Annotated in this window: 7 protein-coding genes; 4 read left to right on the plus strand and 3 right to left on the minus strand. The window is 69.8% G+C overall.

The window, feature by feature from the left end:
- The 3 genes from V7Z54_RS05185 to V7Z54_RS05195 all read left to right on the plus strand — a co-directional run bounded on the left by V7Z54_RS05185 (window position 1) and on the right by V7Z54_RS05195 (window position 2,777).
- The gene (locus tag V7Z54_RS05185) at window positions 1-531 is read left to right on the plus strand and encodes a MarR family winged helix-turn-helix transcriptional regulator (protein WP_334134890.1); all 531 of its coding nucleotides are present in this window, start codon (window positions 1-3) and stop codon (window positions 529-531) included.
- Between the two features lie 25 nt (window positions 532-556).
- Window positions 557-1,231, plus strand: coding sequence for a response regulator (locus V7Z54_RS05190; RefSeq protein WP_334134891.1), 675 nt, complete (start codon window positions 557-559; stop codon window positions 1,229-1,231).
- A 118-nt stretch (window positions 1,232-1,349) separates the two neighbouring features.
- Window positions 1,350-2,777 (plus strand): sensor histidine kinase N-terminal domain-containing protein, encoded by a 1,428-nt coding sequence (locus V7Z54_RS05195; protein ID WP_334134919.1) that lies wholly within the window; start codon window positions 1,350-1,352, stop codon window positions 2,775-2,777.
- Here V7Z54_RS05195 and V7Z54_RS05200 read toward each other — a convergent pair.
- Window positions 2,759-3,415, minus strand: coding sequence for a glutathione S-transferase family protein (locus tag V7Z54_RS05200; protein ID WP_334134892.1), 657 nt, complete (start codon window positions 3,413-3,415; stop codon window positions 2,759-2,761). The two genes, V7Z54_RS05195 and V7Z54_RS05200, sit on opposite strands and share 19 nt — an antisense overlap.
- 262 nt (window positions 3,416-3,677) lie before the next feature.
- Between V7Z54_RS05200 and V7Z54_RS05205 the strand changes: the two genes are divergently transcribed.
- The gene (locus V7Z54_RS05205; protein ID WP_334134893.1) at window positions 3,678-5,288 is read left to right on the plus strand and encodes a hypothetical protein; all 1,611 of its coding nucleotides are present in this window, start codon (window positions 3,678-3,680) and stop codon (window positions 5,286-5,288) included.
- Window positions 5,289-5,294: 6 nt separating this feature from the next.
- Here V7Z54_RS05205 and V7Z54_RS05210 read toward each other — a convergent pair whose 3' ends face one another.
- Together V7Z54_RS05210 and pomA are read right to left on the minus strand one after the other, a co-directional pair.
- Window positions 5,295-6,179 carry a MotB family protein gene (locus V7Z54_RS05210; protein WP_334134894.1) on the minus strand — a complete coding sequence of 295 codons (885 nt, stop codon included), beginning with the start codon at window positions 6,177-6,179 and terminating at the stop codon, window positions 5,295-5,297.
- A 36-nt stretch (window positions 6,180-6,215) separates the two neighbouring features.
- The gene (pomA, locus tag V7Z54_RS05215) at window positions 6,216-6,971 is read right to left on the minus strand and encodes a flagellar motor protein PomA (protein ID WP_334134896.1); all 756 of its coding nucleotides are present in this window, start codon (window positions 6,969-6,971) and stop codon (window positions 6,216-6,218) included.
- Window positions 6,972-6,993 lie beyond the last annotated feature (22 nt).

The following is a 6,993-nucleotide window of genomic DNA, read 5'->3' on the forward strand; positions in this document are numbered from 1 at the left end:
ATGCCGGTTTTCGGCCCGGACGAGCGCTGGCGCGTCACGCACCTGGGCCGCCTGATGGGTCATGCGCTGCGCCGCTTCGATGAGCGCGTGCTGTGGCTGATGGCACACTCGGCGCAGGCACCGCTGGCGCTGTCGAACCTGGCCGCGCGCGAGCAGGTGGGCGCGGCGATCGTACACATCACCCGCCACCTGCCACTGGGCGGCGCGCGCCTGACCGAGCTGGCGCACAGCGCCGGCATGAGCAAGCAGGCCATGGGCGACCTGGTGGACCAGTGCGAGGCGTGGGGGCTGGTGCGGCGCGAACCCGATCCACACGACCGGCGGGCGCGCCGCATCGTCTTCACGCCCACCGGGCTGGACTGGCTGCAGGCATTGCAGCGCGCGGTGGCGCAGGCCGAGCGCGAATTCCGCGCTGCCGTGGGCGACGCGGTGGCCACGGTGGTGGCCCTGGGGCTGGAGGCCTACGCCGAAGGGGGCCCGACCGCGCGACCCGCAGCCTACAATGTGCGGTCGCGGCCGCGCGCCCGGTGACGACGGGTCCCGAAGGAGACTGTCCATGCGCATCCTCATCGCCGAAGACGACCAGGTATTGGCCGATGGCCTGTTGCGCACGCTGCGTGCCTCGGGCGCGGCGGTGGACCACGTGGCCAGCGGCGATGAAGCCGACGCCGCGCTACTGACACACGACAGCTTCGACCTGCTGATTCTCGACCTGGGGTTGCCGGGGCTGGGCGGGCTGGAGGTGTTGCGGCGGCTGCGCTCGCGCGGCGCCAAGTTGCCGGTGCTGATCCTGACCGCCGCCGACAGCGTCGAAGACCGTGTGCGCGGCCTGGACTTGGGTGCCGACGACTACATGGCCAAGCCCTTCGCACTGGCGGAGCTGGAGGCACGCGTGCGCGCCCTGGTGCGGCGCGGGGCGGGTTCGGCCAGCAGCCTCATTCAACACGGGCCGCTGACGTTCGACCAAGCCGGGCGCGTGGCCACCATCGATGGCCGGATGATCGACCTGTCGGCGCGCGAGCTCAGTCTGCTGGAGGTGCTGCTGCAGCGCGCCGGACGGCTGGTCAGCAAGGAGCAGCTGGTCGAGCGCCTGTGCGAGTGGGGCGACGAGGTCAGCACCAACGCCATCGAGGTCTATATCCACCGGCTGCGCAAGAAGATCGAGCACGGCCCGATCCGCATCGCCACCGTACGCGGCCTGGGGTATTGCCTTGAGAAGATCCCCGGCTGAGGCGCCCCAGCCCAGAGCTGCGGCCACCAACGCCGGCAGCCCGGCGCGTACGCGGCGTCCCTGGCACGGCCTGTTTCAGCGCGAACAGCACAGCCTGTTCGGCGAGATTCTGGACTGGATGCTGACGCCGCTGCTGCTGCTGTGGCCGCTGTCACTGGGACTGACGTGGTACGTGGCGCAGGGCATTGCCGACCGGCCCTACGACCGCGCGCTCGAGTTCAACCTGCAGGCGCTGACCCAATTCGTGACCGTCGAGGCTGGGCGCGCCGCATTTGCCCTGACACCGCAGGCGCGCGACCTGCTGCGCGCCGACGGCACCGACCAAATCTTTTACCAGGTGCTGGACCACGACGGGCGCCTCATCAGCGGCGACCCTGCCTTTCCGGCACCGCCGCAGAACGACGCACGCCGTGTGGGCGTGGTGCAGCTGCGCGACGACCTCATTCGCGATGAGGACGTGCGCGTCGCCTACATCTGGCTGGCGCGCGGCGCGGCGCGCGACCATCTGGTGCTGATGCAGGTGGCCGAGACACGCGGCAAGCGCTCCAAGCTAGCCACCGAAATCATCAAGGGCGTGATGGTGCCACAGTTCATCATTCTGCCGCTGGCGGTGTTGCTGGTGTGGCTGGCGCTGGCGCATGGCATCCGCCCGCTGAGCGAGCTGGAACGGCGCATCCGGGCGCGCCGCCCGGACGACCTCAGCCCTATCGATGAGGAGCAGGTGCCGCAAGAGGTGGTACCGCTGGTGGCCTCGATCAACGACCTGCTGCAGCGCCTGCGCGGCTTGCTGGCGCAGCAAAAGCGCTTTCTGGCCGACGCCGCGCACCAGCTCAAGACGCCGCTGGCCGGCCTGCGCCTGCAGGCCGAGATGGCGCAAAAGCTGCTGTCCGCCGACGCCGGCGAGGATATCGAACGCTCGTTGCGCCAGCTGGCCACCTCCAGCGCACGCGCCGCGCACACCGTCAACCAGCTGCTGGCCCTGGCGCGCGCCGAAATGACCGGGCAGTCGCTGCCGCGCGAGCTGCTCGACCTGGGGGCGCTGGCGCGCGAGGTGGTGCAGGACTTGGTGCCGCTGGCACTGGACAAGGGTATCGACCTCGGCTTCGAAGCCCAGCCCGACCCGTGGCCGGCGGGGCTACCCGCGGTGCGCCTGCGTGGCCACGCGACGTTGCTGGCTGAGCTGGTGCGCAATCTGGCCGACAACGCGCTGCGCTACACGCCGGCGCGGGGTGTGGTGACAGTGCGCGTCCTGACCGACCCGTTCAGTGGCGTACAGGTGCTGCAGGTCGAAGACAGCGGCCCCGGCATCCCCGCCCCGGAACGCGAGCGCGTGCTGGCGCCGTTTTACCGCTCGCTGGGCACTCAGGTCGATGGCTCGGGGCTGGGCTTGGCAATCGTGCTGGAAATCGCGCAACAGCACGGCGCCACGCTGACGCTGGAGGACGCGCAGCCGCACGCCGCCACCGGCCAGCCGCGGGGCCTGCGCGTATCGGTGCGCTTCCAGGGCGAAGTCGGCGCCGCGGGGCTTCAGGCGGCCGTCGGCTGATAGACGTTGAGCTTGAGACGCTCGCGTTCGATGACACGCGCCACCGCCGGCACGTCGGCCAGCGCCTGCGCCAGCGCCCACGTCTGCGGCAGCGTGGCCGGGTCGATGCCGGCAAACCCGCCCCAGCGCAACAGCGTCAGCGCGTAGGCATCGAGCACACCGGGACGGTCGCCCGCCAGCCACGCGCCCGCGCGCCGCGCCACCAGCGTCTCCAGCTCCGTCAGCAGGTCGCGGTACTGGCGCAGCGCGTGCGCCTTGACGGCGGCCTGCGCAGCGGCATCGTCGGTGAACTTGGCCGGCATGAACACGTGGGTGAAGGTGGGATGCGCGGTGTTGTTCATCCACGCCAGCACCTCCAGCGCGCGCGTGCGCGCCAGCCCCACGCCGGGCAGCAGGCCGGCTTGCGGAAAGCGCGCGTCTAGGTGCAGGCAGATGGCGACGATCTGCGTGATCGCCACGCCGTCGTCAACCAGCACCGGCACCTGCCCGCGCGGATTGAGGGCCAAGAATTCCGGGGTGCGCTGCTCACCCTTGTGCAGCTTGACGAGCACGGGCTCGAAATCGGCGCCCGCCAGCTCCAGCGCGGCGTGCGGCACGAACGAACAGGCCCCGGGGGCGTAGTACAGCTTCAGACTCATGGGTGTCGTCTCCTGTTCCTCTGGCGTGGGTGCGGATCGGCCGCCAAGGTCCACATCCCCGATCGGGACGGCAGCCGAGCAGGCCGGTCGTGGTGCATGATAGCGACAGATTCGGGGCCATCGGAGGGAACCGCTGGTTCGGTGGGCCGCCGGTCCGTGGCGGTGGGTGCCGATCGCACCCAGAGCGTCCCATCCGGAGCCGCAAACACCCCCATCCCGGACGCCTGACGTTGGCGTACAGTCACGCTCACAGACCTCCACCATGCCGATGTCGTCCGCCCCCTCACCCGCCCAAGCCGCCGTGTCCACCTGGACGCGCCGGCTGCTGGCCGTGCCACTGCCGCTGCTCAGTCCCCCAGCGGTGATCCGCACCCTCTACGACGAGGAGTTGCCCACGCCGCGCCTGCTGGAGGTGCTGCAGCGCGACCTGCCTCTAGGGCTGGCCGTGCTGGTAGAGGCGCAGCAGCGGCTGCGCCGGGGACGCATCGGCTCGCTGGCGCACGCGGTCGGGGCGCTGGGCCTGCGTGGCCTGTGGACGGTGCTGGAGCGGCTGTCCGCCTATCCGCTCGACGCCGAGCGCCCGGAACACCGGCTGTACGCCGAAGCGGTGACCACCAGTCGGCTGGCCGCCCATTTGGCCGCGCAATTTAGCCCTGCCGCCACCCCCGAGGAGCGCCAGCGCCTGATGTGGGAAATGCAGGTGCAAACCATGGCCGAGTGGCGGCTGCCGCTGGCCGCTCCCGATGTGGCGCAGCGCATGGCCGAGCGGCTGGCCGCCGGGGAACGGCCCGCACACGTCGAACAGGCGCTGCTGGGCTGCCCGTTGCGCGCGCTCAACGCGGCGCTGGCGCAGCATTACGGCTTTGTGGAGCCGGATGACAACCGCGCCAACGTAACGCTGGACGCCCGCCGCCTGCGCGCGGCAGCGCGCCACGCCTGGACCGAGGCCAATCCGCCACCCATACCCGACGGGTTGGGACACTGGCTATACCAGCCCAGCACCCTGCCGTCGCTGCTGCACCTGCTGGCACAGGAGGCCATGCGCAGCTGGCACAGCCCGCGCACGCGGCTGCTGTGCGACGTGCTGTCAGCGCACCGCCACTGGCGCGTCGAGGACGTGGTGGCAGCAACCCGACGTGCCGCGGTGGCCGCCAGCCACGAGATGATCACCCGCGGCGTGGTGGTGGCGCCGGCGGCGCGGCTGTTTTGGGCGCCGCTGCAGCGGCGCCTGGCGCGCGCCCAGCCTGCCGCCAGCCCAGCGGCGGCGGTGGGCAGCCGCCCCGCCGCGGTGGCACCGGCGCGCAGCATCGCCCCGGGCAGCGCCACGCGCACGCTCATCGACCGCTTCGTGGACGACTGCCAACACGCACGCCACACCGACCTGCACGGCTTTTTCCAGGCGTTTCAGCATGCGCTGGGGCGAGGGCTGGGGTTGCAGCGCTGTGCGCTGTTCCTGAAGACCACGCAGGCGCCGCAGCTGGTGTGCTACATGACCCACGGCTTCGGCACCCTGATCGTGCCGCGCCAGACCATCATCGCACTGGACGGGGAACATCTGCTGGCGCGGCTGTTTGCACAACCCAGCGCTTTCCTGCTGGCCGAGCCGGCGCGCGCGGCGCAGCTGCGCGGCCGGCTGCCCGCCGCGCTGCAACCGGCCCTGCTGCCTTCGGGGGCCATGTGGGCAACGGTGCAGGTGCGCGAACGCCCGGTGGGCGTGCTGTGGGCCGACAGCGGCGCGACGGACGCGCCGGTGGACACCACCCAGTACGCTGGCTTCAAGCTGCTGGTGCGCCACTTCGGCACCGAGCTGACGCGCCTGATGCAGTTGCGCCGCGCCGAATTTGCCGGCACACGCCCGCCTGCGGCCGCCTGAGGCGCTTCAGCGCCAACCGAGCTGTGCCGCCTGGGCGGGGTCACCGCCGCTGTCCAGAAACCTGAGCAGATCGGTCTCGAGCACCGCCATCGGGCCGGAGAGGTCGATGATCACTTCGACGCGCCGGTTTTTGGCCCGGTTGTCGGCGCTGTCGTTGGGCACGCGGGGGCGCGTCTCGGCGTAGCCCTGGATGCGCAGGCGATCGGGGGTGACCGCACCGTCGGCCAGCAGGGCGTTGGCCACCGCCGCGGCACGCGCCGCCGACAGGTCCCAGTTGGACTGAAAACGCGCGGTGCGAATCGGCACATCGTCGGTGTGGCCCTCGATGGAGACCTCGCCTGGCACGCGCGACAGCGCAGCGGCCATGCGCTGCAACGTCTGGCGAAACGCCGGTGTCAGCTCGGCCGAGCCGGAGCCAAACGACCCCTTTTCCTCGATGCGGATGACCAGCCGCTTGGTGCCCTTTTCCAGCTGTAGCAGGCCTTTTTGCAGCTCCTGCGCCAGTTCGCCCGCCACCTGGGCCGCGGTGCGCTCGAGCTGCTGCTGCAGCGCCTGCTGCACCGCAGCCATCATCTCGGCGGTGTGGGTTTTCAGGCGCGGGTCGTCCTGCGTGGTTTGCTGGCGCACCTCATCGAGCACGGTCGGCTCGGGCTTGCCGGGTGAAAATTTGTCGAAGATCGGGCTGGTGCCCATCGGCGGCTCCAGTGCCGGCACCTTACGCTGCACGCCAAAGGCCTGCTCCAGCGACTGCGCGATCTGCTTGAACTTCGTGGCGTCGATTTCGGCAAACGACAGCAGCAGCACGAAAAAGCACATCAACAGCGACATCAGGTCGGCAAATGTGCCCATGTAGGCTGGCAGGCCGGGTTTACACTCTTCGCCTTCATCCATGGTCAGGCTCCTTGCCGCGCGGTCACGCCCGCAGGGTCATTTTTCTGGCTTGCGCGCCTTGGCCGGCAAGTAGCTGTTGAGCAGCGTCTCCACCGCGCGCGGATGTACCCCGTTTTGGATGCTGGTGACGGCATCCAGCAACATCGCCTGCATGCGCGCCTCCTCGGTCATGCGCAGGTTGAGCTTGTCGGCGATCGGGATGCACACCATGTTGGCCATGACGGCACCGTAGAGCGTAGTCAGCAACGCCACCGCCATCGCCGGTCCAATCGAGGCCGGATCCGACATGTTGGACAGCATCTGTACCAGACCAATCAGGGTGCCGATCATGCCCATCGCCGGGGCCACGTCGCCCATGGCCGAAAACACCTTCGCACCCCAGCGGTGGCGCTCCAGCGTCAGCAGCCGCTCGCGCTCCAGCACGCTGCGCACCACCTCGGGCGGCTGGCCGTCCACCACCATTTGGATGCCCATTTGGAGGTACGGCACCGAGTACTGCCGGCCATCCAGGGCCAAAAAACCCTCCTTGCGCGCGACCTTGGCGATTTCCAGCACCTCATCAATCAGCGCCTGGGTCTCGGGCAGCTGAAATTTGAACGCCGTGCCCGCGGCTTTCAGTGCGCCCAGGAACTGCTTGAGCGAAAACTTCATCAGCACCACGAACAGCGACCCGACGACGACGATGAGGATGGAGGCCGCATCGACGAACATGCCCGCCGAGCCGCCAAGAAAGATGGCGGCAAGGACCATGACGAAGGCCCCAATGAGACCAACCAGGGTGGCAAGATCCAAGCGCAGTCTCCCGTTTGAGCAG

The organism is Tepidimonas sp., assembly GCF_036824975.1.
Classification (GTDB): domain Bacteria; phylum Pseudomonadota; class Gammaproteobacteria; order Burkholderiales; family Burkholderiaceae_C; genus Tepidimonas.

What these genes read in the sequence shown, in the direction of transcription:
- V7Z54_RS05185 (WP_334134890.1), top strand. Translation starts at nt 1, where the DNA reads ATGCCGGTTTTCGGCCCGGACGAGCGCTGGCGCGTCACGCACCTGGGC.
- V7Z54_RS05190 (WP_334134891.1), top strand. Translation starts at nt 557, where the DNA reads ATGCGCATCCTCATCGCCGAAGACGACCAGGTATTGGCCGATGGCCTG.
- V7Z54_RS05195 (WP_334134919.1), top strand. Translation starts at nt 1,350, where the DNA reads ATGCTGACGCCGCTGCTGCTGCTGTGGCCGCTGTCACTGGGACTGACG.
- V7Z54_RS05200 (WP_334134892.1), bottom strand. Translation starts at nt 3,415, where the DNA reads ATGAGTCTGAAGCTGTACTACGCCCCCGGGGCCTGTTCGTTCGTGCCG.
- V7Z54_RS05205 (WP_334134893.1), top strand. Translation starts at nt 3,678, where the DNA reads ATGCCGATGTCGTCCGCCCCCTCACCCGCCCAAGCCGCCGTGTCCACC.
- V7Z54_RS05210 (WP_334134894.1), bottom strand. Translation starts at nt 6,179, where the DNA reads ATGGATGAAGGCGAAGAGTGTAAACCCGGCCTGCCAGCCTACATGGGC.